Consider the following 23,689-nt stretch of genomic DNA (forward strand, 5'->3'; position numbering starts at 1 on the left):
AGGGAAAACAGGTTATCAGGGCCTAAAAGAAGGACCAGCCACCGTCGTCATCTTCCTCTATATCATCTTCTTGCGCCTGCTCTGCTGGCTCGTCCGTTTCCGGCTCCGCGGCCGCACTCGAAGTGCCTGAACCCTGTGACGCTCCGGCGTTGCCGGACGACCCTGCAGCCGCAACCTGAACGTGAACCATACCCAGCGCTTTCTTGGTGGCGTCATCAAGCACACCAGAGGCGTTCAAACCCTGATCCTTTTGAAACGCGGTCAACGCGGAGCGGGTGGAGTCATCCATCTGCGGACTGACATTGTTAATGTCATAACCCGCCGCATAAAGGGCATTTTTTAGCGCTACGGTATCGTTTGCCAACGCCGCTGGGGCCACCGCCAGGGCCATTGCCCCCGCGAGGATAGCAGCCAATATACGGACGTGAGTGAATATTTGCCTAGCCATGATCTACTCCAGTTACCTGTCGTTTTTTATTGTGTTGCCAGTCCCTACAGGATGGACACTACGACCAAAGACTAACATATTTTAAGCACTGCCGGACCGATCCGATTGTTGTGATTCTGTAGCGGGGGCAGACACATTTACTGACGGAGCCTGTTCCGACTCCCCAAACTCGCGTATGAAAATACCCCAGAACGCCATGAACAGGGCCGCGACCAATGGGCCCATCACAAATCCGTTAATACCGAACATCACTATCCCGCCCAAAGTGGAGAGCAAAACAATGTAGTCGGGCAGCTTGGTATCCCGGCCAACGAAAACCGGTCGAAGCAGATTGTCCGCGAGCCCGATCACAATCACTCCGAACGCCGTTAACACAATTGCCGACACCATTTCTCCTGTCGCGGCCAGATAGAGCGCCGCAGGTACCCAGACCAGCGCCGCGCCAACGGCAGGAAGCAGTGACACAATCGCCATCACCACCCCCCAGAGAAGCGCACCCTGAATGCCCAGAATCCAGAAAATACCGCCGCCAAGAGCTCCCTGGATAACGGCAATCAGCAAGTTACCCTTGACCGTGGCCCGGGTGACCTCCGCAAACTTGGCAAACAACAGACGCTCACGCTCGTCACCCAGTGGCAGCGCACGAATCAACAGATCCACCAGTTTGCTGCCATCACGGAGCAGGAAAAACGCCAGGTAGATCATCAGCGCCAGCCCCAAAAAGAACTGGAAGGTATTCTGACCAAAACCGAGCGCCTGTTTTGCCAGAAACTGACTGCCCCCCACAAAGCCGCTGACCACGCGATCCCTCACTTCTGCGAAGTCCAAACCAAACTGGGCGAAAAACGACTCAATGGCCGGAAACGACTGGATAACCCTGTCGATGTAGTCGCCGGGGCGTAGCTGCCCCTCCTGGATTCGCTGATAGAGGGACAACCCCTCTGCCACCAGCGACGTCACCAACCCCAGCACCGGTATGACAACAATCACCATGCAGATCAGTAGTGTTAGCAGGGCAATGGTATTGGGACGGTCTCCCAACCGCCGAGCCAGATACTCGCGAACCGGATGAAAAATCAGCGCAATGGCCACGGCCCAGAAAATAGGGCCAAAAAAAGGCTTCATCAGCAGAATGAACGCCAGGGAAACCCCAACCAGCATGGCCAGAAAGGTCCGTGTCTCGAGTTTTCCGTACATAGTGAAATTACCTGAACCTGAGTGTCGTCGTCTCACAGTAGGTGGGCTGCGGATCTGAATGGGCCTAGACTACCACGCCATCGTGGCCAGTCTAGCGACTTTCAGGTTATAGTGGACGGTTATTGGTCATTCGTTAAACAGGTCGCGACGTTGGATAACGAAGAGTTTGATATTGAAACGGCACTGGATGCGGTCGCCGCCCTCAATCGCGTGCTGGCAGCCAGAACGCACCGCCGCAAAGTGATGGGCCAGGAAGTACTGATACCGGGCCAGCTGGGCGAAGCCCTGCAGCTTCCGCAGATCATCCGTCGCCTGCAGAGTAAACAGGCACGACAACGGGAGCAGGGCCTGGAAGACTTTCAGGAACTGTGGCCAACGCTGTCGCCTGCCACACGGGAGAAGGTCCTCGACAAAATCGGCTGGTACGACCCGAAGTCCCTGGACTGGGAAGACAAACGCTCGAATCGTCGCCCGGTTGTTGACCCGGATCATTGAAGCCGCACTGATGTATGAGCCCTTTCGGGCGCACTTTCGTAGTTCTTGCCTTACTTCTCGTGCAACTGACTTTGAATTGTCACAGTTCGCCCTTACGTTGGAGGCAATGGAGGTTTATTTATGCAAAAGACAGAACATTACAACGCCATCGCTTCGGAAAGCAGTGCCGTTCCCACGTTACTGTGCGGGCATTGTCGCTCCACCCTGTCCCGTAGCCGCATTTTCCGCAACGAAGAAATGCGGCCCCAAAGCGGCCACTGTCAGACCCTTGCCTTGTGCTCGGCCGACGACTGTGGCGCTCTGAATTGCTGTGATGCAGCATTGGCGCGGCTTGATGACCCAGACGAGCTCTTCAGCAAAGCGTCCTGATTCAAACAGTCAACGCACTGTTACGTAAACCAAACACACAAAATTCCCATCTGATTTATCCTGATTCCTGAAGGCTGCAGTAACACCAGCCACGCAACCACTCAGTCAGGACAGTCGATGGCATGCGTATTCTGAGAACCGATGAAGCCCGCTTCGCAGGTCTTCCGGATTACCCTTTTACCCCTCATTATCTGGACGTAGAGCCAGGCCTGAGAATGCACTATGTAGACGAAGGCCCGAGCGACGCGTCGCCCGTGCTCATGCTGCATGGAGAGCCGTCCTGGTCGTACCTTTACCGCCACATGATTCCACTGGTGGCAGATGCGGGCCATCGGGTATTGGCTCCCGACCTGATCGGGTTCGGTAAATCCGACAAGCCAGCCGACGTGGGCGATTACAGTTATGAGCGCCACATGGCGTGGCTGTCCGCGTGGCTTAAAGCCCAGGGCCTGAAGAACATCACACTGGTTTGTCAGAACTGGGGTTCGCTTCTGGGCCTGCGACTGGCGGCCGAACACCCTCAACTCTTCCGACGGATCATTGTCGGTAATGGCATGCTGCCGACCGGAGAGACGCCGGTGCCTGCTGTTTTCTCGCTATGGAAAACCTTTGCAGCACACAGCCCCTGGTTTCCAGTCGGACGGATTGTTCAGCTTGGAACGGAAAGGGCCCTGAGCAAAGCCGAAATTGCAGCCTATGAAGCACCATTCCCATCTGCAGAATTCAAGGCAGGTGCCCGTGCATTTCCGAAACTGGTCCCCGTTTCCGGCGAAGACCCGTCAAGCGACGCTAACAAGGCGGCCTGGCGCATTCTGGAAACCTGGAAAAAGCCGTTTATTACATGCTTCAGTAGCGGTGACCCCATTACCCGGGGCGGAGACAGATACATGCAACGCCGCATTCCCGGCGCCCATGGCCAACCGCACATCACCTTACGCGGCGGGCACTTCCTGCAGGAAGACTCTCCCGACGATTTTGCACGCATCATTATTGATGCATGCAAGTCTGAAATGGCGGCCTAAGGCCGCCAATCGTCAAGACTGATGCTTGGGCTGGAAATCGCCAGCGTCGACCCTGGGCCGATCACTGTCCGCCTCGGTTAGTGGTGGACACTCCTGGAGGCTCGCATGACATCGCATCGTAAGCCGCCTGTATTCCTCCGTGCCCTTGGCTTTCCACGCCACCTCATTATCACTTAACGTCCGAATGACCCGTGCTGGCGCCCCAACAACCAAAGACGCCGGCTCACACTGAAAACCGGCCTTAACCAAAGCACAGGCGCCAACGATGGACCGGGGAGCAATCACTGCCTCATCCATGACTACGGCATTCATACCCACCATTGCATCCTCCCCGACAACGCAGCCGTGGAGTATCGCGCCATGCCCCACATGGCCACTTTTCTCAACCACCGTATCCATGCCAGGAAACGCATGCATGACGCAATTGTCCTGGACATTCGAACCTTCCCTGAGCACAACACGCCCGAAATCACCACGCAGGGAAGCGGCCGGCCCCACGTAACAATCAGGCCCGACCCACACGTCTCCGATCAAGATCGCGGTTGGGTGTACGTAAGCCGTTGGATGAACGACAGGTTGAACGCCTTCAATACTGTAACTCGGCATGCATCTCTCCTTTCTCCGAATCTTAAAGCCGTCCAAAATTCTGATTCATTTTCTCAAACTTACCAAGCACTTTCCGACATTATACTGAAGAAATATAGACAAAAATTCAGCCAAACACCCTCTAAACCTCATAGGATAAAACCGAAAAACGAATTTTTTTACTTTATTATCATAAATTTAAAACATGAAAGCCGATATCGATTGATATGATACAAAACATCCATTCACAAAACCTTGACCGGTATCAATTAATAGATATACTAATTTAGCAATTGGTCATTGCGCAGGCGGAGCGTCACATTATCGGAATACTGGCCTGCTCGTTTCGTCCAGACAAAAACAAAGCCACATCGGATTCTTTATGCCACACAACCTGCTTGTTGATGCGCCCGAACAAGGCGTCCAGGTCCTTACTCTCAACCGCCCTGATGTTCTAAACGCCCTGAACACGGACCTGCTCAACAACCTGTCCAAAGCCCTGGATGACGCAGAAGCCGACCCTGAGGTTCGCGCGATAGTCATCACCGGGAATCAGAAAGCATTTGCAGCCGGCGCTGACATCAATGAAATGGCCGCTCGTGACCTGGTGGGAATACTTGAGGACCCACGAGTCGCTCACTGGGAGCGAATCGCTCGCTTTACCAAACCGATCATTGCCGCCGTTAACGGTTTTGCACTCGGCGGCGGCTGTGAGTTGGCAATGCACGCCGACATTCTGATCGCTGGAGAGAACGCCCGTTTCGGTCAGCCGGAGATTAATCTGGGAATCATGCCCGGCGCTGGGGGCACCCAGCGTCTAACACGTAAGGTCGGTGAAGCCCTTGCCATGCACATGGCGCTCACCGGTGAACAGATCAATGCCACGCGAGCGCTCCAGGCCGGCCTCGTCAGCGAGATTAGCCAGCCCGAACTGACCGTTGAAAGAGCCATCGAGATTGGCCAAACCATTGCCCGGAAGGCGCCGATTGCCGTCCGCCTCACCAAAGAATCGGTTCGCAAAGCCGACGACATGAGTCTTAGCGACGGCCTTCGGTTTGAAAGACACGCCTTCACCTTACTCGCTGGCACGGCAGACCGACAGGAAGGCCTCGATGCGTTTCGAGAGAAACGCTCGCCCCGTTTCAACGGCCAATAAGCGTTATTGATAACCACTCATCACTCCACCTATAGGACACCGCCATGACTCAGCCGAGCATTCTTCTGGAAATCGATCAGGGTGTGGCCCAGCTTACCCTTAACCGCCCAGACAACCTGAACAGCTTCAACGTTGAGATGCACGAGCAGATGCGAAAGGCCATCAGCCAGGTGCGTAAAGACAGCTCTGTTCGTGTCTTGGTCATTACCGGCGCCGGCCGGGGCTTCTGTGCGGGCCAGGACCTGTCTGACCGCAGTGTGGCACCGGATCAGGACGCTCCTGACCTGGGCGAGTCCCTGGAAAAGTACTACAACCCCATGATGCGAAGCCTGAGAGACCTGCCCATGCCGGTCCTTTGTGCCGTGAACGGGGTTGCCGCCGGCGCTGGCGCCAACATTGCTCTGGCCTGCGACATCACACTGGCCGCTCGTTCAGCGAGCTTCGTGCAAGCCTTCTGCAAACTGGGCCTGATACCCGATTCCGGTGGTACCTGGACACTGCCTCGGATTGCAGGGATGGCTCGCGCCAAAGGCATGGCTTTGCTTGGTGACAAGATCCGTGCTGAGCAGGCCGAAAACTGGGGCATGATCTGGCGCTGCGTTGATGACGAAACGCTGATGGAAGAGACCATGAAACTGGCACGGCACTTTGCCACTCAGCCCACCAAAGGCCTTGCGCTTATCAAACGGGCCTTGCACGCCAGCTCCAGCAACACTTTTGAAGAGCAGCTCAACCTCGAGCGTGACCTCCAGCGCATGGCCGGCCGCTCCGAGGATTACCGCGAAGGCGTTGCCGCCTTTATGGAAAAACGCACGCCGACCTTCAAGGGGAAATAATCAATGCAGGCACTTGATACCCAGACCACGATTGCCGTCATCGGTGCCGGTGCCATGGGTTCCGGCATCGCCCAGGTCGCCGCCCAGGCGGGTCACAGGGTCTACCTTCACGACCAACGCGATGGCGCTGCCACCGCCGGCCGGGATGGTATCGCAAAACAACTGCAGCGCCGGGTGGACAAAGGCAAGATGGAACAACAGGCCGTCGATGCCATTGTCAGTCGCATTCATCCGGTCAACGCCCTTTCGGAAGTCGCCGACAGCAGAATGGTCATTGAGGCCATTATTGAAGATCTTGAGATCAAACACTCGTTGCTGACAGACCTCGAAGAGCTGTGTAGCAAGGACACCATTCTGGCCACCAACACCTCGTCCATTTCGGTGACCGCCCTTGGCGCCAAACTCCGCCACCCCGAACGACTGGTCGGCATGCATTTCTTTAACCCGGCCCCTCTAATGGCGTTGGTGGAAGTCGTCAAAGGTCTGGCTACGGACAATGCTATAGCAGAGATTGTCCACGCTACCGCGGCCAACTGGGGCAAGAAGCCCGTATTCGCCACCTCAACGCCCGGCTTCATCGTTAACCGGGTAGCACGGCCCTTTTATGCCGAAAGCCTTCGACTGCTACAGGAAGGCGCTGCCGACCCGGCGACGCTGGACGCCATCATCCGGGAAGCCGGAAACTTCCGGATGGGCCCGTTTGAGCTAACCGACCTGATCGGCCATGACGTCAACTACGCGGTAACCAATTCGGTCTTCAAAGCCTACTATCAGGACGCCCGTTTTCTCCCCTCCCTTATCCAGAAGGAGCTGGTGGAGGCCGGCCGCCTGGGCCGCAAGAGTGGGCAGGGTTTCTACAGCTATACCGATGGCAGTGAACGCCCGGCACCAGACACCGAACCAGCCCGACAGAGTGACGACACAACACTGATCGTTGAAGGCGACCTGGGGCCAGCCTCCGCGCTGATCAACCGCTTCCGCGACGCCGGCCTGGAAATCGTCGAGCGTGATGGCCCTGGGCAGATTCGATTCGGGGATGCGGTATTGGCACTCACTGACGGCCGGATGGCAACCGAGCGCGCCCAAGCGGAAGGCACCCCAGATCTGACGTTGTTTGATCTGGCATTCGACTTTGGGAAAGCCACCAGATTGGCTCTTTGCTTCTCAGATCAGGCTTCCGAAAAGGCACGTCACGATGCCGTTGCCCTGCTTCAAATGACAAATATCGCCGTAAGCGCTGTTAAGGACCGACCCGGCCTGGTGGTCATGCGCACCGTAGCCACACTGGCGAACGAAGCCGCCGATGCGGAACTGCACGGCGTTGCGACCAAAGAAGACATCGACCTCGCCATGAAAGCAGGCCTGAACTACCCCGAAGGTCCGCTGAGCTGGAGCGATCGACTGGGCAATGGCCGGGTGCTCCAGGTTCTGACCAATATTCAGAACAGCTATGGCGAGGACCGCTACCGGCCAGCACTGCTGCTCCGGAAGAATCACCACGCCGGAAAAGGATTCTACAAATGAGCGAAAGCACCCCACAAGAACTCGCCGAAAATTGCGCCAAAGCCATGTTTGCCCGTGACCGGGCGAGCCAGAAACTTGGCATGAAAATCGAGTCGATCGCTCCAGGCCGGGCCGTCCTGAGCATGGCGGTCACAGAAGACATGATCCAGGGGCATGGCTCCTGCCATGGCGGTTACCTGTTTACCCTGGCCGACTCCGCCTTTGCTTTTAGCTGCAACACCTATGACAAAGCAACCGTCGCCTCCGGGTGCAGCATCGACTACATGTATGGCGCCAAGGCTGGCGACATACTGACTGCCGCCGCCGAGGAGCAATCCCGTGGTGGCCGAACCGGCGTGTACGACATCACTATAACCAATCAGGATGGCCGCACCGTTGCCCTCTTCCGGGGAAAATCCTACCAGGTCCGCGGCGCTGTCATTAATTCGGAGCCAAAGTCATGACCACTAGCAATCTCTTGCAAGACGCCTACATCGTTGACGCCATACGCACCCCCATCGGTCGTTACGGTGGCGCCCTTGCATCCGTTCGGGCCGATGATCTCGGGGCCATCCCGATGAAAGCCCTGATGGAACGCAACCCGGGCGTGGACTGGTCGAAGATTGATGACGTTCTTTATGGCTGCGCTAACCAGGCGGGGGAAGACAATCGTGACGTTGCCCGGATGTCACTGCTGTTAGCCGGCATTCCCATCGACGTGCCCGGCAGCACCATTAACCGCCTCTGCGGCTCAGGTATGGACGCAATCGGAAGCGCTGCGCGGGCAATCCGCACCGGCGAAGCCAGCCTGATGCTCGCAGGCGGCGTCGAATCCATGTCCCGTGCGCCTTTTGTGATGGGCAAATCCGAAAGCCCTTTCAGTCGGAAAGCGGAAATTTTCGATACCACGATTGGCTGGCGCTTTGTCAATCCAGTGCTGAAAAAACAGTACGGAATCGACTCTATGCCTGAAACCGCCGAGAACGTTGCAGAGCAGTTTGATATTTCCCGGGAAGATCAGGATGCATTCGCCGCACGAAGCCAACAGCGTACAGCCGAAGCCCAGTCCGCCGGCCGGCTTGCAACCGAGATCACGCCGGTCAGCGTTCCACGCCGCAAGCAGGACCCGCTGGTGGTTGACACCGATGAACACCCCCGGGAAACCAGCGTAGAGAAGCTGGCATCACTACCAACTCCATTCCGCGAAAACGGCTCCGTGACAGCGGGCAACGCGTCTGGCGTCAACGATGGTGCGTGTGCACTCCTGCTCGCTAATGCCGATGCCATAAAGCAGTACACGCTGAAACCACGGGCCCGAGTCGTCGCCATGGCGACAGTGGGTGTTGAGCCACGCATTATGGGCTTCGGCCCTGCCCCGGCGACCCGAAAGGTGCTGAAAACGGCTGGGCTGGAGCTTGCTGACATGGACGTTATCGAATTAAACGAGGCCTTCGCCGCTCAGGCGCTTGCCGTCACACGCGATCTCGGCTTGCCCGACGACGCTGAACACGTCAACCCGAATGGCGGGGCCATCGCCCTGGGCCACCCCCTTGGGATGAGTGGCGCACGCCTGGTGACGACCGCCGTGAATGAACTCGAGCGCCGCCACAAGCAGGGGCAGAAAGCCCGCTTTGCACTCTGCACCATGTGCATCGGCGTTGGGCAAGGCATCGCTTTGATTATTGAGAGGGTGGAGAACGTTGCCTGAATATTCAGGTACAGCGCCCGCTAAGTACAAACGTTAAGCACAATAAGCGCAGGACGAACCTATGAGCCTACCATCACAAAAACTCGGCAACCTCGACCGAATGGAAACCGCCAGCATTGACGAGCTTCGCCACGAGCAGCTCCAGCGCCTGCGCTGGAGCGTGGCCCATGCCTACACCAATGTCCCCTTCTATCGCAAAGCGTTTGATGAAATCGGCCTCAAGCCAATGGACATCAAATCGCTGGACGACCTGGCCAAAATTCCGTTCACCAACAAGTCAGATCTTCGGGACAATTACCCATTTGGCATGTTCGCCACCCCAATGGATGAAGTCGTTCGCGTTCACGCCTCAAGCGGCACAACGGGAAAGCCCACTGTGGTCGGCTACACCCAGGGCGACATCGACACCTGGGCCGACATTGTTGCCCGCTGCATTCGGGCCGGTGGTGGTTCCCGCGGCGACAAGGTCCACGTTGCCTACGGTTACGGCCTGTTCACGGGTGGCCTGGGCGCCCATTACGGCGCCGAACGCCTGGGCTGCACCGTCATTCCCATGTCCGGAGGGCAGACGGAGAAGCAGGTTCAGCTGATCACCGATTTTCAGCCTGACATCATCATGGTGACACCGTCCTACATACTCAACATCGCCGACGAAATGGAGCGGCAAGGCGTTGACCCGCACAAACTGCGCTTGCGCCTTGGCATCTTCGGTGCTGAACCCTGGACCAACGCCATGCGCAACGAAATAGAGGAACGCCTGGGCATTCAGGCGCTGGATATTTACGGCTTGTCCGAAGTTATGGGGCCTGGCGTGGGTATGGAGTGCCTTGAAACCAAGGATGGCCCCACCATCTGGGAGGACCACTTCTATCCCGAGATCATCGACCCGGTGACCGGAGACGTTCTGCCGGACGGCGAGTATGGCGAACTTGTATTTACGTCCCTGACCAAGGTGGCACTGCCGATCATGCGCTACCGTACCCGTGATCTCACCCGCCTGCTGCCGGGGACTGCACGCCCGATGCGCCGTATCGACAAGATCACCGGCCGCAGCGATGACATGCTGATCATCCGTGGCGTCAACGTGTTCCCGAGCCAGATTGAAGAGCAGGTTCTGAAGTGCAGCGCATTAGCACCACACTATGAAATTGAGGTCTATAAAGAGGGCAACCTGGACTGCGTTGACATACGCACGGAATTGAAACCTGGCACGTCTGACAGTTCAGAGATCCGCGCTGCGGCCGCCAAAGAACTGGCTCATCACATCAAGTCGTACATCGGCATCAGTACCCGCATCCATGTGGTTGAGGCAAACAGCATCGCGCGTTCCGAAGGCAAGGCCAAACGGGTTTTCGACCGCCGCAATCCGTAAGCTCCTGTCGCACCAGAGCGTGACCGGGTCGTAGTCCGATCACGCTCTTCTCGGCCAACTGATTTCTTATATTTTTTATTCTTATTATTTCCAGTGATTTTAAAAATCACCTTGGTTTTAAGTTTTTCCTTTTACAACAGCAAATTAGACAAAATAACGCTTATCAAAAAACAAAACATGACACACAAAGATGATTCTTGATTTTTATTCAGTGTCATATATTATGAGGGTAACGCTCTGAAACGACCGACGGGCCGCATGCGCCCGGAAGCAGCAGAACGATAAGCCCGATTCGGAGGTAAAATATGTACGCCCAGCTCGTTGAAACAGGCAGCAAGCGCCTTAAAACGAAAGAAGAGATGTCGCCCCAGGAGCGCGAATTTCAGGAAAAGGTCGACGCCGAGATCAAGATCGAAGCCAAGAACTGGATGCCTGAAGGCTATCGCAAAACCCTGGTTCGCCAGATCTCCCAGCACGCCCACTCTGAAGTCGTCGGCATGCTGCCGGAAGGCAACTGGGTCACCCGCGCGCCCACCCTTAAACGCAAGCTTCAACTGATGGCCAAGATCCAGGACGAGGCAGGGCATGGCCTGTACCTATACAGCGCCATGGAAACCCTCGGTGCTGATCGAGATGAAGAGATCGAAAAGCTGCACCAGGGAAAGGCCAAGTACTCCAGCATCTTTAACTACCCAACCCTGAACTGGGCTGACATGGGCGCCGTTGGCTGGCTGGTTGATGGCGCTGCCATCGTCAACCAGGTGGTGCTTCAGCGCACTTCCTACGGCCCCTACTCCCGCGCCATGGTTCGCATTTGTAAAGAAGAGAGCTTCCACCAGCGCCAGGGCTATCAGATTCTGTTGGACCTGATGCGTGAAGGTACAGACGAACAGAAGGCCATGGTGCAGGACGCAATCAACCGCCTGTGGTGGCCGTCCCTGATGATGTTCGGCCCGCACGACGATGAGTCCCCGAACTCACAGCAATCCCTGGCCTGGAAGATCAAGCGCAAGGGCAACGACGAACTTCGCCAGATGTTCATTGACCAGACCGTTCCCCAGCTCGAGTTCCTCGGGTGCACCGCACCGGATCCAGACCTGAAGTGGAACGAAGAAACCGGCCATTACGATTTTGGCGAGATCAACTGGCAGGAGTTCTACGACGTTCTCAAGGGCAACGGCCCTTGCAACCGCGAGCGCATCAACACTCGCAAAAAAGCAATTGACGAGGGCCGATGGGTTCGCGAAGCGGCCGTCGCCTATGCCAAAAAACAAAAACAGCGCACTCAAGCCGCTTGATACCGGAGGAATACACATGTCTGAATGGCGCCTTTACGAAGTTTTTGTACGGTCCAAGCACGGCCTGAACCACAAGCACGTGGGCAGCGTTCATGCCTCTGACAACGAGATGGCCATGGAAAACGCCCGCGACCTCTACACACGCCGCAGCGAAGGCGTGAGCATCTGGGTTGTTCCCTCGGACACCATTACAGCCTCCGCATCCGACGAGAAAGAAGTACTTTTCGACCCGTCGGAAGACAAGATTTATCGGCACGCTTCTTTCTACGAGCTGCCCGATGAAGTCGGACACATGTAAGGAGCTGTTCCAATGACACAAGCAGAAGCATTACAGGAATACCTGTTGCGCCTGGCAGATTCCGACATGATCCTGGGCCAGCGATTATGCGAGCTGTGCGGTAAGGCCCCGGCGCTGGAGGAAGAACTGGCGCTGATGAACGTTGCCCTTGACCTCGTTGGCCAGGCCCGCAACTGGTACGAATACGCCGCAGAGTTGATTGATGACGGTGGCGATGCCGACAAACTGGCGTTCCGCCGCGATGCCCATAATTACCGCAATCTGCTGCTGACTGAGCAGCCCAATGAGGATTATGCCGTCACCATGGGCCGTCAGTTCTTCTTTGATGCATGGCATTACTTGACGCTCAACAGCTTGGTCGACTCCAGCAATGAACGCGTTGCCGGCATTGCTGCGAAGGCATTAAAGGAAGCCACCTATCACCTGCGCCGGTCTTCCGAGTGGATCAAGCGTCTGGGCGATGGTACCGAGGAAAGCCATCGCCGCATGCAGGACGCCGTGGATATCCTCTGGCGTTTCACGGGCGAACTGATTACCCCGAACGATACCGATCACATCATGGCCGAGGCGGGCATTGGCCCAGAGCCAGACCAGCTTGCCAGCAACTGGCGCGAAATGGTCAATGAAGTGCTCACCCAGGCAACGCTGACACCGGGTGCCGATGACGCCTGGATGTACATGGGCGGCAAGCACGGCGAGCACACCGAGCACCTTGGATTTATTCTGGCAGAAATGCAGTTCCTGCAAAGGGCCTATCCCGATGCCACAACCTGGTAACCCAGACAGCCGGTCAGCCGTCGACATTCTGATTGCCAGCGATCGGGTGCCGGCAAACGCCCGTCCCGATCTGCTGACCGAGGATGACATCTGGGCACTTCTCGAAGAGGTAAAGGATCCTGAGGTGCCGGCGGTAAGCGTCGTGGAACTCGGGATTGTCCGTGCCGTGAGATGGGATGGCAAAGAACTGTCCATTGATGTCACGCCTACCTACTCCGGCTGCCCGGCTACCGAGTTGATCGAAGAACTGATCATCGAAGCCATGCGCGCCGCAGGCTTCCGGGCCCCGAACATTAACCAGGTGCTGACCCCGGCCTGGACCACCGACTGGATCACAGCCGAAGGCAAAGAAAAGCTTCGGGCGTTCGGAATCGCTCCCCCCGAAGGCAGTTCCAGCAAACTGAGCCTGCTGGGAGAGCCGGACATCATTGCCTGCCCCCACTGTGGCAGCACGGATACGGAACAGGTCAGTGAGTTTGGATCAACCGCCTGCAAAGCCCTTTATCGCTGCACGGAATGCCTCGAGCCCTTCGACTATTTCAAATGCATCTAGAGCCGATACGATCATGAATAAATTTTACTCACTGACCCTCAAAGAGGTCAGACCTGAAACAAGAAACGCCGTATCACTTGCTTTTGATCTGCCTAAGGATCTGGCAGACACGTTCAGCTACAAGCAGGGCCAGCACCTGATTGTCAGAACGCAGCTGGATGGAGAGGAAGTGCGCCGCTCCTATTCGATCTGCCGCAGTGTTAACGACCAGGAGCTTCGTATTGCGGTCAAACAGGTTCCGGGCGGCCGCTTCTCCACGTTTGCCAATGAACAGCTGAAACCCGGAGAAACGCTGGAAGTCATGCCCCCCCAGGGCCACTTCTCCATTGATCTGGACCCCGAGCGGGAAGGCAACTACCTGGCGGTAGCCGCTGGCAGCGGCATTACTCCGATCCTGTCGATCGTCAAGACGACGCTGGAAACCGAGCCCAAAAGCGAGGTCACCCTGTTCTACGGCAACAAGGCCACGAGCAGCACCATGTTCAGGGACGAGCTACAGGATCTCAAGAATGAGTTCATGGCACGGCTGAACCTGGTTTACATCTTCACCCGAGAAGAGCAGGACATTGACCTGTACAACGGGCGAATTGACCACGACAAATGCGACGCGCTGTTTGATCACTGGATAAACGCCAAGGAGCTCACCGCAGCCTTCATTTGCGGCCCCCAGCTAATGACGGAAGACGTGCGGGACTCGCTGCTTCGCCACGGCATGGACAAGAGCAGGATTCACTTCGAGCTGTTCACGCCGGCCGGTGGTGCGCCCCAAGCCCGCAAGGACAGAGCCCCATCCCAGGTAGATCCGAAGTCGGTGAGCGAAGTCACCGTGATTGCCGATGGCCGCACCCTGACGTTCCCACTGGTTCGAGACACCAAAAGCATTCTGGATGCCGGTAACGAAGAAGGCGCGGATCTGCCCTACTCCTGTAAAGCCGGCGTTTGCTCCACTTGCCGCGCAAAGGTTTTAGAAGGCGAAGTGGAAATGGACCAGAACTTTGCTCTGGAAGACTACGAAGTGGAAGCCGGCTATGTGCTCTCCTGCCAGTGCTACCCGATCAGCGACAAGGTGATTCTGGATTACGACGAGATGTAGTTTCCAGAAGACGTACAAGCAAAACACGAGCAAGGCAAGTTCCACGCAAGCGGGGCTTGCCTTGGCAGTTCAGAAACGAACGGAGTTCCCCATGTCAGTCCTGAAAAGTTTCATTGCCGGCCAGTGGGTCGGTGACACGGCCGCCAAGGCCCTGCCTAGCGCCATCAACGGCCAGACCGTGGCGCACACCCACGACGATACCCTCGATTTCAAGAAAACCGTGGAATACGGCCGCACCGTTGGCGGCAAGAACCTGATGGCCATGGACTTCCAGGAGCGCGCTCTGGCACTCAAGGCCATGGCGCAATACCTTCAGGAACACAAAAAAGAACTCTACGCACTGTCAATGCACACCGGCTCGACCAAGGGTGACAACGGCATCGATATTGATGGCGGCTTCGGCACGCTGTTTTCCTACGCCAGCATGGGGCGGCGTGAGCTTCCTTCCGGCAACGTGGTGCACGAAGGCCCGGTAACACCACTCGGCAAAAATAACCACTTTGCCGGCACACACATCCTGGTGCCCCGGGGCGGTGTGGCCGTTCACATTGATGCCTACAACTTTCCGGTGTGGGGCATGCTGGAGAAATTCGCGCCTACGTTCCTGGCGGGCATGCCCTCCATCGTAAAACCGGCTACATCCACCTGCTACGTGACCGAACTGGCGGTTCGCCTGATGCAGGAATCCGGTGCCCTGCCGGAGGGCAGCCTGCAACTGATCATCGGCAGCACTGGCGACCTGTTCGAGCACCTCGAAGAACAGGATGTGGTCACCTTCACCGGATCCGCCGCCACCGCACGTAAGCTTAGAAACCACCCGAACATCATTAACCGCTCGATCCCGTTCAATGCGGAAGCCGACTCATTGAACAGCGCAATCCTCGCGCCAGACGTGACTCCCGAGCACGAAGAATTCGACATTTTTGTCAAAGAAGTGGGCCGCGAGATGACCGCCAAAGCCGGTCAGAAATGTACCGCGATCCGTCGCGTTCTGGTGCCCAAAGATCAAGTCGATGCTGTCTGCGACAAGCTGAAAGAGCGACTGTCAAAAATCACCGTTGGCGATCCTTCCGTGGAAGGCGTGCGGATGGGGGCACTGGCCTCCATCGATCAGATGGAAGATGTAAAAGCCAATATCCAGGAACTGCTCAAAACCAGTGAACTGGTGGTCGGCGGCGAGGGCAACTTCAAGCCCACCGGCGAGGGTACCGAGAACGGCGCCTTCATTGAGCCTCATCTGCTGCTGTGCCGAAACCCGGAAAACGGCTGCGGAGCCCATGATATTGAAGCGTTCGGGCCGGTCGCCACCGTGGTTCCTTACGACTCCATTGAGGATGCTGTCGATCTTTGTTCGAAAGGCCGAGGGTCTCTGGTCACCACTCTGACCACCCGAGATCCCGCTATTGCCGGCAAAATCGCACCACTGCTTGCCGCCTTCCACGGCCGGCTACATCTGCTGGACGCAGAAGCAGCGAAAGAATCTACGGGCCACGGCTCCCCCCTGCCGATGCTCAAGCATGGCGGCCCTGGCCGTGCTGGCGGAGGCGAAGAACTGGGTGGCATTCGCGCGGTACACCACTATCTGCAACGCACGGCAATCCAGGGTTCTCCCAGTATGCTGGCAGCGGTCACCCGCGAGTATGTGCGTGGCGCTGATGTTATCGAAACTGAGATTCATCCGTTCCGCCGCCATTTTGAGGATCTCCAGATCAACGAGTCCTTGCTGACTCACCGCCGTACCGTTACCGAAGCGGACATCGTCAACTTCGGTTGCCTCTCCGGCGACCATTTCTACATGCACTTCGATGAGCTTGCAGCGCGGGAATCCCAGTTCGGCAAGCGCATTGCCCACGGCTACTTCGTACTGTCCGCAGCGGCAGGCCTGTTCGTGTCTCCGGGAGAAGGTCCGGTTCTGGCGAATTACGGCCTGGACACCCTGCGGTTTATCGAACCCGTAGCCCCAGGGGATACGATCAGGGCGCGGCTAACCTGCAAGCGCAAGATTGATCAGGGCCGGACGTCGCCAGACGGACACCCTCAGGGTGTGGTGGTCTGGGATGTGCAGGTTCACAACCAGAACGACGAACTGGTTGCGAGCTACGACATTCTGACATTGGTTGCAAAAAAGCCCGAATAACCTCGGGCTCCCGGGCTTTTTCCCCAACCCTTCAGGCACCTGCCCGGGTTCTGCTTCAATAACCTCACACCAGACCATCCACCGGGATGGTCTCGGTGTTCTTGATCTCCCGCAATGCGAAGTTTGAATGCACCTGGGCAATGCCCTGCAAGGTAAAGATCTTGCTGTTCAGGAATCGATCGTAACTGGCCATGTCTGGTACCACGACCCGCAGGACAAAATCAGCACTCCCCGTTACGGCAAAGCACTGAAGCACCTCTGGGTAGCTGCTAACCTGCTGCTCGATCTCCGCCGTGCTGTCGAGGTTGTGCCTCTGCAATGACAGGTTTACCAGTACGCAGAGCCCCTGCCCGACGCTTTCAGGATCCAGCCTGGCACTGTATCCCAGGATCACGCCATTTTCCTCCAGGGTCCGGACCCGCCGCCAGCAGGCGGCTGGCGATAACCCCACCTGTTCCGCCAGTAGCTGGTTACTGATACGACCATCCTGCTGGAGCACCGACAGGATTCTCTGGTCCAGCTTATCGAGATCAACCTGTTTCATTTAGTAACACCTTATTTTCGTGCAATATCCTTTCTAAGCATTGTGTCCAACAAAATAATCTTTCGCAAACCATCCAGACTGCTGCCTAATTCGCAAGCACCTTTTGCGAACTTCTCTCTAGAATTTTGGTCATAATATCGACTAAAAGGAGGACTCCATGTCCGCCGATTCCCCTCAGCTTGACCAGTACAAACTCGAAGACCGCTACTTGCGGACGTCAGGTCGGGTTTTTCTGACAGGAACACAGGCCTTGGTCCGCATACCCCTGATGCAGGCAGCTCTGGATCGGAAACAGGGATTAAACACGGCGGGGTTGGTCAGTGGTTACCGCGGCTCCCCTCTCGGCGCGTATGACCAGGCGCTCTGGCAGGCCCAATCCCTGCTGGACGACAACTGCATCGACTTCGTCCCGGCTATTAACGAAGACCTGGCCGCCACCATCATGCTTGGCACCCAGCAGGTGGAAACCGACGATGACCGGCAGGTGGATGGTGTGTTTGGCCTCTGGTACGGCAAGGGGCCTGGCGTGGATCGCGCAGGCGATGCACTGAAGCACGGCACCACCTACGGCTCATCCCCTCATGGTGGTGTTCTGGTGGTCGCCGGTGATGACCATGGCTGCGTGTCATCCTCCATGCCCCACCAATCCGACGTGGCGTTCATGAGTTTTTTCATGCCCACCATCAACCCGGCTAACATCGCCGAGTATCTGGAATTCGGCCTTTGGGGCTACGCTTTGTCCCGTTACAGTGGCTGCTGGGTGGGTTTCAAGGCGATCTCCGAGACGGTGGAAAGCGCCGCTTCCGTCGACCTGCCACCCGAACCGGAGTTTGTAACCCCCGACGACTTCACGGCCCCCGAAAGCGGTCTTCACTATCGCTGGCCGGACCTGCCTGGCCCGCAGCTGGAAACCCGGATCGAACATAAACTGGCGGCCGTGCAGGCCTTTGCCAGAGCAAACCCGATTGACCGCTGCCTGTACAACAATCAACAAGCCCGTTTCGGTATTGTGACCACCGGTAAGGGCCACCTGGACCTGCTGGAAGCTCTCGATCTCCTCGGAATCGATGAAGATAAAGCCCGGGACCTGGGACTGGATATCTATAAAATCGGCATGGTCTGGCCTCTGGAGCGCCGCGGCATTCTCAGTTTCGTTCATGACAAGGAAGAAGTCCTGGTCATAGAAGAGAAGCGGGGCATCATCGAAAGCCAGATCAAAGAGTACATGTCCGAGCCGGATCGCCCCGGCGAGGTACTGATTACCGGCAAGCAGGATGAGTTGGGGCGCCCGCTGATTCCCTATGTCGGTGAGCTGAGCCCGAAGCTGGTTGCCGGCTTCCTGGCTGCCAGGCTTGGCCGGTTCTTCTCCCTGGACTTCAGTGAGCGCATGGCAGAGATCAGCGTCATGTCCAATGCTCAGGATCCGGGCGGCGTCAGGCGCCTGCCCTATTTCTGTGCCGGCTGCCCTCACAACACATCTACCAAAGTGCCCGAAGGCAGCAAGGCGCTGGCGGGCATCGGCTGCCACTTCATGGCCTCCTGGATGGGCCGGAACACGGAATCGTTGATTCAGATGGGTGGCGAAGGGGTCAACTGGATCGGCAAGAGCCGTTACACCGGCAACCCCCATGTGTTTCAGAACCTCGGCGAGGGCACTTACTTCCATTCGGGCTCCATGGCTATCCGCCAGGCAGTGGCAGCCGGAATCAACATTACCTACAAAATCCTGTTCAATGACGCCGTCGCCATGACTGGTGGCCAGCCGGTGGATGGCCAGATCACCGTGCCCATGATTGCCCAGCAGGTGGCCTCCGAAGGCGTTCGCCGGGTCGTGGTGCTCAGCGATGAACCCGAAAAGTACGAAGGGCATGAGGGCCAGTTTCCGAATGACGTCACCTTCCACGACCGTTCCGAACTGGATGCGGTCCAACGGGAACTGAGGGACATTCCAGGCTGCACAGTGCTGATCTACGATCAGACCTGTGCAGCTGAAAAGCGCCGGCGTCGCAAACGCAAGCAGTTCCCGGACCCGACAAAACGGGCGTTTATCAATCACCATGTTTGTGAGGGATGTGGCGATTGCTCGGTGCAGTCCAACTGCCTGTCGGTTGTGCCACGTAAAACTGAACTGGGCCGAAAGCGCAAGATTGACCAGTCCTCCTGCAACAAGGACTTCTCATGCGTCAATGGCTTTTGCCCCAGCTTTGTCACCATTGAAGGCGGGCAACTGCGCAAGTCCCGAGGCATGGATACCGGCTCGGTGCTAACCAGCAGGCTGGCAGCTCTCCCAACTCCCGATCTGCCGGAAATGACCGGTTCTTACGACCTCCTCGTTGGTGGTGTTGGCGGTACCGGCGTCGTCACCGTGGGACAACTGATCACCATGGCTGCACACCTGGAATCCCGAGGCGCTTCGGTCCTGGATTTCATGGGCTTTGCCCAGAAAGGTGGCACCGTTCTCAGCTATGTGCGGATGGCACCGTCTCCGGACAAGCTACACCAGGTAAGAATCAGCAACGGTCAGGCCGATGCGGTTATCGCTTGCGATCTGGTGGTCGCTTCCTCCCAGAAAGCCCTCAGTGTACTGAGGCCGAACCACACCCGGATTGTTGCCAACGAAGCCGAACTGCCTACCGCCGATTATGTGCTCTTTCGCGATGCGGACATGAAGGCCGACAAGCGACTCGGCCTGCTCCGGGAGGCGGTGGGGCAGGACCACTTCAACCAACTCGACGCCAATGGGATCGCCGAGAAACTGTTGGGGGACACCGTATTCTCCAACGTCATGATGCTTGGCTTTGCCTGGCAGAAAGGGCTACTGCCCCTGTCTGAAGCAGCCCTGATGAAGGCCATAGAACTCAACGGTGTGGCCGTTGATCGCAACAAGGAAGCCTTCGGCTGGGGCCGCGTGGCGTCTGTTGATCTGAGTGCGGTAACGGACCTGCTGGACACCGGCGGCGCGAACGTTGTGGATGCCAAGTCCGAGCCGACCCTTGATGAGTTGATCGAGACCCGTCACGGGCACTTGGTTAACTATCAGAACCGGCGCTGGGCCGATCAGTACCGGGCCAGTGTTGCCGAAGTCCGGAAAGCCGAGGAAGCCCTGGGGCAGACAAACCTGCTCCTGACCCGTGCCGTGGCACAGCAACTGTATCGAGTGATGGCCTATAAGGACGAGTATGAAGTGGCCCGGCTGTTTGCGGAAACGGACTTCATGCAAGAAGTGCAGGAAACTTTTGAGGGTGACTTCAAGGTCCACTTTCACCTGGCACCGCCCCTGCTCGGCAAAGAAACCGATGCCCAGGGACGCCCAAAAAAGCGCCGGTTCGGCCCCTGGATGTTCCGGGCCTTCCGGCTGCTGGCAAAACTCCGCGGCCTGCGCGGAACCGCGGTGGACCCGTTCAGTTACTCAGCAGACCGGAAACTGGATCGCGCCATGCTGAAAGACTACCAGAACCTGGTCGCCAGGATGGTTCGGGAGCTGGATGCCAGCAACTACGAAACCTTCCTGCAACTGGCCGAGCTGCCCGCCGACGTTCGAGGCTATGGCCCGGTACGCGAGCAGGCGGCCGACGCCATCCGGGACAAACAGACCCAACTGATCAAGGCGCTCGACACCGGCCGCCCAACCCTCATCCGCACCCAGCAGGCCGATAAGGAGGCGAATCATGTTTGAAGCCCTGAATCCCCTGCCGCAGGACCCGATCCTGCAACTGATGCTTCAGTTCCGGGAAGACACCCGGCCGGATAAGGTGGACCTGGGTATTGGCGTTTACAAGGATGACGCCGGCAACACGCCCATCATGGCCGCCGTGACCGAAGCCGAACGGCGCCTGCTGGAGGGAGAGACCACCAAGAGCTATGTCGGGCCCGCAGGCTCTGCTGGCTTCAACAACGCCATGGCAGCGCTGATCCTGGGGGACAACAGTCCGCTGATCAGAGATGGCCGAACCTCCGTTGTCCAGACTCCAGGCGGCTGTGGTGCCCTACGGATGGCGGCTGAGTTTCTGCGCCTGTGTAAAACGGACATCACCGTATGGGTGAGCACTCCAACCTGGGCTAATCACCTCCCACTCCTGGGGGGAGCGGGCCTGACCATCCGCGAATATTCGTACCTCAATCCGAAAACGCTGGAGGTAGACTTCGCCGGCATGCAGGAAACCCTTGAAACCGCCAAGGCGGGTGATGTGGTGCTACTTCATGGTTGCTGCCATAACCCGTCAGGCGCGGATCTGAACCTGGAGCAATGGAAAGAAGTCACCAGCCTGATTCAGCGCAAGGGCCTGCTGCCATTCGTGGACATGGCCTATCAGGGTCTTGGTGAAGGCCTCGAGGCTGACGCGGCAGGTGTGAGGCATTTGGCAGGTGCCGTGCCGGAAATGATCATTGCTGCGTCCTGCTCCAAGAACTTTGGGCTTTATCGCGAGCGCACGGGAGCCCTGGCGCTGATCTCTGGTACGGCATCCGTCAACTCGGCGGCAACGAGTCAGTTGCTTGGCATCATCCGCTCTCATTACTCCATGCCACCGGCCCATGGCGCGGCCATCGTGGAAACCATTCTGGGAGATGAGAAATTGCGAGCCCAATGGCAGGACGAACTGAATGGCATGTGCGAGCGCATACTGCACCTGCGCCATGCCTTTGCCGACACATTAGCCCCGGTGGGAGACTTCCGTTTCATTGCCCGTCAACGAGGTATGTTTTCGTTCCTCGGGATCAGCCCAGAGCACGTCGTCCGGTTACGGAAGGAGCATGGCATCTACCTGCTCGACAGCAGCCGCGTCAATGTAGCAGGGCTTAACGATCGAATCCTGCCACGGGTGGCGGACGCATTGAACAACGTCCTCAAGTAAGCCGCCCGTCCCGACCATCAATCACACCTGCAACGTTAATCCGACAAAAACAAATAACCGGAGACCACAATGAGTCAGAGTACCCAATCACACCAGCAGGCCAACAACCTCTGGTCTTCAAGGATGGCCTTCATCCTGGCAGCTGCCGGTTCGGCCGTTGGCCTCGGAAACATCTGGAAGTTTCCCTACATTACCGGAGAGAACGGCGGCGGCGCGTTCGTTCTTGTCTACCTGGCCTGCATTTTCCTCATTGGAATACCGGTATTGATCGCTGAAACCATGATCGGCCGCCGGGGTGGCCAGAGCCCCGTAGCCACCATGCGCACCCTGACCCAAACCGAGGGAGCGTCCCGGGGCTGGAGAGTGATCGGTTGGAACGGCGTGATTGCCTCGTTCCTGGTGTTATCGTTTTATGCCGTCATTGGTGGGTGGGCTCTGGTTTACATTGGCAAGGCCGCTTCCGGCCTGTTCACCGGCGCAGACGCCGAGACCATTGGTGGTCAGTTCGGCGGACTGCTCGCAAACCCCTGGGAACTGTTGTTGTGGCATTCGGTATTCATGACGATTGTGGTGGTTATCGTTGGCCGCGGTATTCGCTCAGGGCTCGAGAAAGCTGTCAACATGCTGATGCCACTGCTGTTTCTGCTTTTGGTTGTCATGGTGATCTATGCCATGAACAGTGGCAGCTTCGGCCGGGCAGTAAGCTTCTGTTCTTTCCCGATTTCAGCAAGCTGAGCACGGCCGGCTTCTGACCGTCTGGGCATGCCGCGTTTACTCTCAGCATCGGGATGCGTGTTATGGCTATGGCTCCTACCTGCCAAAAGAACGTCAATATTGCCAGAACGGCAATGACCATGCCGTTCTTGATACCAGCGTGGCGCTGCTCGCCGGCCTCGCCATCTTTCCCCTGGTGTTTGCCAATGGCCTCGAACCCGGAACCGGCCCCGGCCTGATCTTCGTGACCCTGCCACTGGCGTTCGGCCAGATGAGCGGCGGTGCGCTTTTTGGCACCATTTTCTTCGCTCTTCTTCTGGTGGCGGCCATTACTTCTGCTATCTCCATGCTGGAGCCGGTGGTGGAATGGCTGGAAGAGCACAAAGGGGTCAGCCGGGCAAAGAGTGCGATTGGTGGCGGGCTGGCGATCTGGTTTATCGGAATCGGTACGGTACTGTCGTTCAACGTATGGGAAGATTTACATCCGCTGAGCTTCATCCCGTTCTTTGAGGGCAAAACGGTGTTTGACCTGCTCGACTTCCTGGTCTCCAATCTGATGATGCCCCTGGGCGGACTCACGATTGCACTGTTCGCAGGTTGGGCCATGAAGCGGCAAGGACTGGCAGCGGATATCGGCCTGCAAGGCGGAGCCTACAAGGCCTTTATGCTGGTGCTCCGGTATCTGACGCCCGCTGGCATCACGGTGGTGTTCCTTTACAATCTCATCTGAC

23 protein-coding genes are annotated in these 23,689 nt (G+C 57.3%); 19 read left to right on the forward strand and 4 right to left on the reverse strand.

All coding sequences use genetic code 11. The features are described from left to right. Positions 1 to 22: 22 nt before the first annotated feature. Positions 23 to 448, reverse strand: coding sequence for a peptidoglycan-binding domain-containing protein (locus MDG893_RS16710; RefSeq protein WP_040474717.1), 426 nt, complete (start codon positions 446 to 448; stop codon positions 23 to 25). 81 nt (positions 449 to 529) lie between these two features. Next, on the reverse strand, positions 530 to 1,645 hold the full coding sequence (locus MDG893_RS16715; protein WP_007155000.1) for an AI-2E family transporter: 1,116 nt from the start codon (positions 1,643 to 1,645) through the stop codon (positions 530 to 532). A gap of 150 nt (positions 1,646 to 1,795) precedes the next feature. On the opposite strand from MDG893_RS16715, the gene MDG893_RS16720 reads away from it, so the two are divergent. The 3 genes from MDG893_RS16720 to MDG893_RS16730 all read left to right on the forward strand — a co-directional run bounded on the left by MDG893_RS16720 (position 1,796) and on the right by MDG893_RS16730 (position 3,531). Beyond that, positions 1,796 to 2,140: a hypothetical protein gene (locus tag MDG893_RS16720; protein ID WP_007155001.1), complete on the forward strand. Its 345-nt coding sequence runs from the start codon at positions 1,796 to 1,798 to the stop codon at positions 2,138 to 2,140. A gap of 120 nt (positions 2,141 to 2,260) precedes the next feature. Beyond that, complete coding sequence (locus MDG893_RS16725) at positions 2,261 to 2,509, forward strand: hypothetical protein (protein WP_007155002.1); 249 nt, start codon at positions 2,261 to 2,263, stop codon at positions 2,507 to 2,509. 122 nt (positions 2,510 to 2,631) lie between these two features. Then, on the forward strand, positions 2,632 to 3,531 hold the full coding sequence (locus MDG893_RS16730) for a haloalkane dehalogenase (protein WP_007155003.1): 900 nt from the start codon (positions 2,632 to 2,634) through the stop codon (positions 3,529 to 3,531). Between the two features lie 12 nt (positions 3,532 to 3,543). Here MDG893_RS16730 and MDG893_RS16735 read toward each other — a convergent pair whose 3' ends face one another. Continuing rightward, on the reverse strand, positions 3,544 to 4,137 hold the full coding sequence (locus MDG893_RS16735; protein WP_007155004.1) for a phenylacetic acid degradation protein PaaY: 594 nt from the start codon (positions 4,135 to 4,137) through the stop codon (positions 3,544 to 3,546). Between the two features lie 361 nt (positions 4,138 to 4,498). Between MDG893_RS16735 and paaF the strand changes: the two genes are divergently transcribed. From paaF to paaZ, 12 genes are all read left to right on the forward strand, one after another. Continuing rightward, positions 4,499 to 5,272 (forward strand): 2,3-dehydroadipyl-CoA hydratase PaaF, encoded by a 774-nt coding sequence (gene paaF / locus MDG893_RS16740; protein WP_007155005.1) that lies wholly within the window; start codon positions 4,499 to 4,501, stop codon positions 5,270 to 5,272. A 44-nt stretch (positions 5,273 to 5,316) separates the two neighbouring features. Then, complete coding sequence (paaG, locus tag MDG893_RS16745; RefSeq protein WP_007155006.1) at positions 5,317 to 6,108, forward strand: 2-(1,2-epoxy-1,2-dihydrophenyl)acetyl-CoA isomerase PaaG; 792 nt, start codon at positions 5,317 to 5,319, stop codon at positions 6,106 to 6,108. A 3-nt stretch (positions 6,109 to 6,111) separates the two neighbouring features. Next, positions 6,112 to 7,632 (forward strand): 3-hydroxyacyl-CoA dehydrogenase PaaH, encoded by a 1,521-nt coding sequence (gene paaH, locus MDG893_RS16750; RefSeq protein WP_007155007.1) that lies wholly within the window; start codon positions 6,112 to 6,114, stop codon positions 7,630 to 7,632. Next, positions 7,629 to 8,075 (forward strand): hydroxyphenylacetyl-CoA thioesterase PaaI, encoded by a 447-nt coding sequence (gene paaI, locus MDG893_RS16755; RefSeq protein WP_007155008.1) that lies wholly within the window; start codon positions 7,629 to 7,631, stop codon positions 8,073 to 8,075. The genes paaH and paaI overlap by 4 nt, the downstream gene beginning before the upstream one ends. A gap of 14 nt (positions 8,076 to 8,089) precedes the next feature. Next, positions 8,090 to 9,319, forward strand: coding sequence for a 3-oxoadipyl-CoA thiolase (gene pcaF, locus MDG893_RS16760; RefSeq protein WP_007155009.1), 1,230 nt, complete (start codon positions 8,090 to 8,092; stop codon positions 9,317 to 9,319). 61 nt (positions 9,320 to 9,380) lie between these two features. Then, positions 9,381 to 10,691, forward strand: coding sequence for a phenylacetate--CoA ligase PaaK (paaK, locus tag MDG893_RS16765; RefSeq protein ID WP_007155010.1), 1,311 nt, complete (start codon positions 9,381 to 9,383; stop codon positions 10,689 to 10,691). Positions 10,692 to 10,996: 305 nt separating this feature from the next. Beyond that, the gene (gene paaA / locus MDG893_RS16770; RefSeq protein WP_007155011.1) at positions 10,997 to 11,989 is read left to right on the forward strand and encodes a 1,2-phenylacetyl-CoA epoxidase subunit PaaA; all 993 of its coding nucleotides are present in this window, start codon (positions 10,997 to 10,999) and stop codon (positions 11,987 to 11,989) included. A gap of 16 nt (positions 11,990 to 12,005) precedes the next feature. Beyond that, the gene (gene paaB / locus MDG893_RS16775; RefSeq protein ID WP_007155012.1) at positions 12,006 to 12,287 is read left to right on the forward strand and encodes a 1,2-phenylacetyl-CoA epoxidase subunit PaaB; all 282 of its coding nucleotides are present in this window, start codon (positions 12,006 to 12,008) and stop codon (positions 12,285 to 12,287) included. 12 nt (positions 12,288 to 12,299) lie between these two features. Beyond that, positions 12,300 to 13,064: a 1,2-phenylacetyl-CoA epoxidase subunit PaaC gene (gene paaC / locus MDG893_RS16780; RefSeq protein WP_007155013.1), complete on the forward strand. Its 765-nt coding sequence runs from the start codon at positions 12,300 to 12,302 to the stop codon at positions 13,062 to 13,064. Next, the gene (gene paaD, locus MDG893_RS16785; protein ID WP_007155014.1) at positions 13,048 to 13,617 is read left to right on the forward strand and encodes a 1,2-phenylacetyl-CoA epoxidase subunit PaaD; all 570 of its coding nucleotides are present in this window, start codon (positions 13,048 to 13,050) and stop codon (positions 13,615 to 13,617) included. Before paaC ends, paaD begins: the two co-directional genes overlap by 17 nt. Before the next feature lie 13 nt (positions 13,618 to 13,630). Further along, on the forward strand, positions 13,631 to 14,710 hold the full coding sequence (gene paaE / locus MDG893_RS16790; RefSeq protein WP_007155015.1) for a 1,2-phenylacetyl-CoA epoxidase subunit PaaE: 1,080 nt from the start codon (positions 13,631 to 13,633) through the stop codon (positions 14,708 to 14,710). Between the two features lie 91 nt (positions 14,711 to 14,801). Next, positions 14,802 to 16,847 carry a phenylacetic acid degradation bifunctional protein PaaZ gene (gene paaZ, locus MDG893_RS16795; RefSeq protein WP_007155016.1) on the forward strand — a complete coding sequence of 682 codons (2,046 nt, stop codon included), beginning with the start codon at positions 14,802 to 14,804 and terminating at the stop codon, positions 16,845 to 16,847. Between the two features lie 64 nt (positions 16,848 to 16,911). Here paaZ and MDG893_RS16800 read toward each other — a convergent pair whose 3' ends face one another. Next, the gene (locus MDG893_RS16800; RefSeq protein WP_007155017.1) at positions 16,912 to 17,391 is read right to left on the reverse strand and encodes an Lrp/AsnC family transcriptional regulator; all 480 of its coding nucleotides are present in this window, start codon (positions 17,389 to 17,391) and stop codon (positions 16,912 to 16,914) included. Positions 17,392 to 17,548: 157 nt separating this feature from the next. On the opposite strand from MDG893_RS16800, the gene MDG893_RS16805 reads away from it, so the two are divergent. From MDG893_RS16805 to MDG893_RS21275, 4 genes are all read left to right on the forward strand, one after another. Then, on the forward strand, positions 17,549 to 21,067 hold the full coding sequence (locus tag MDG893_RS16805) for an indolepyruvate ferredoxin oxidoreductase family protein (RefSeq protein ID WP_007155018.1): 3,519 nt from the start codon (positions 17,549 to 17,551) through the stop codon (positions 21,065 to 21,067). Further along, positions 21,060 to 22,244 (forward strand): amino acid aminotransferase, encoded by a 1,185-nt coding sequence (locus MDG893_RS16810; RefSeq protein ID WP_007155019.1) that lies wholly within the window; start codon positions 21,060 to 21,062, stop codon positions 22,242 to 22,244. Before MDG893_RS16805 ends, MDG893_RS16810 begins: the two co-directional genes overlap by 8 nt. Before the next feature lie 69 nt (positions 22,245 to 22,313). Continuing rightward, positions 22,314 to 22,979 carry a sodium-dependent transporter gene (locus MDG893_RS21270; protein ID WP_007155020.1) on the forward strand — a complete coding sequence of 222 codons (666 nt, stop codon included), beginning with the start codon at positions 22,314 to 22,316 and terminating at the stop codon, positions 22,977 to 22,979. A gap of 79 nt (positions 22,980 to 23,058) precedes the next feature. Then, positions 23,059 to 23,688: an SLC5/6 family protein gene (locus MDG893_RS21275; protein ID WP_244264445.1), complete on the forward strand. Its 630-nt coding sequence runs from the start codon at positions 23,059 to 23,061 to the stop codon at positions 23,686 to 23,688. The last annotated feature ends 1 nt before the right edge of the window (position 23,689 follow it).

Origin of the sequence: Marinobacter algicola DG893, assembly GCF_000170835.1 — a bacterium.
GTDB classification, from domain to species: Bacteria; Pseudomonadota; Gammaproteobacteria; order Pseudomonadales; family Oleiphilaceae; genus Marinobacter; species Marinobacter algicola.